This window comes from Niabella terrae (assembly GCF_054783135.1).
Genome location: NZ_BAAGRD010000006.1, coordinates 1 through 1,006 on the forward strand (window position 1 = coordinate 1; position 1,006 = coordinate 1,006).

A 1,006-nucleotide genomic window follows, 5' to 3' on the forward strand; every position below is an offset into this window, starting at 1 on the left:
CCAACTGGCGCTGCTCATCATAACCCACCAATCGGGCACCCTCGGGCTTTGCTTCCACATCCAATATCGTAACCTCCTCGGTGAGCCCTTCAGGCAGCTCATGGCGACCGCCGGCCTTCCTGGGCTCAGTGGTCTTACTAATACGTTGGTGGGCCGCTATCTGGCGGCGCGAGCTGATCTTACAGCTTGCATAATCGTCTGTCTCCAGTTCCAGTGACAGTTGGCCTCCCATGGGAAGGGCCGTCTCATGCAGATGACGTTTTTCACTTTTGATGCCATATACCCGACGTTTTAACTCCCGGAGTTCATAACGTAGTTGGGATAAAGCCGATAGATCCTTTTGTTGTTTGTCCAGCCGGATCTGCTGATCGGTAAGCTGTTGTTGCTGCTGATCAATAAGTTCTTTCTGNAGATGCACGCTCTGTCTGCAGTTGACTGGCTTGCTGTTGTAATAAGGCAATGAGACTTTCCTGGCGGGCCAGCTGTTGCAAGCCGGCTTCATATAATCTTTTATAATTTTTGGAACTGCTCATTACTGATATAATATCAGCAAATCCAGTACCAGACTGTATTACAGCCGGAGTCATGTTTCCACACACAAAAAGTTTTTTAGTGGATAAAGCCACCCTTTTTTTTGAAAAAATAAAAAGGAGGTTCCGGAGCCTTTGTTTTGTGGATAACTATCCCGTTTTTTTTGAATATTGCAAACTAAGGCCGTAAAGCAGTGACCAGAGCTCGGTGGCAGTAAGCCTGAGCGCGGTACCATCCTGATCAGTATCCGGGGCTCTAAAACGGCCCTTATGCAACCGGCGGTAGAATAAAGTATAACCGTCTGTTTCTTTTAAGAGTAGTTTAATATGGGTGCCGCGCCGATTCAGGAAAATAAACACGTCCCGGTTACCGGGATCTCTGCCGAGTTCATTTAAGACAATGCCACTGAGTCCATCAATGGATTTTCTCATATCTACTGGACCGTTATACAAATAGTAATCATGTTGATCAGTAA

Annotated in this window: 2 protein-coding genes; both read right to left on the reverse strand. The window is 46.8% G+C overall.

Going from position 1 to position 1,006, the window contains the following annotated elements; genetic code table 11:
* Positions 1–502: transposase domain-containing protein (locus ACYVI9_RS07935; protein ID WP_460763032.1), on the reverse strand; the 502-nt coding region annotated here is incomplete at its 3' end.
* A 178-nt stretch (positions 503–680) separates the two neighbouring features.
* Positions 681–1,006: IS66 family insertion sequence element accessory protein TnpB (gene tnpB, locus ACYVI9_RS07940; RefSeq protein WP_460763035.1), on the reverse strand; the 326-nt coding region annotated here is incomplete at its 5' end.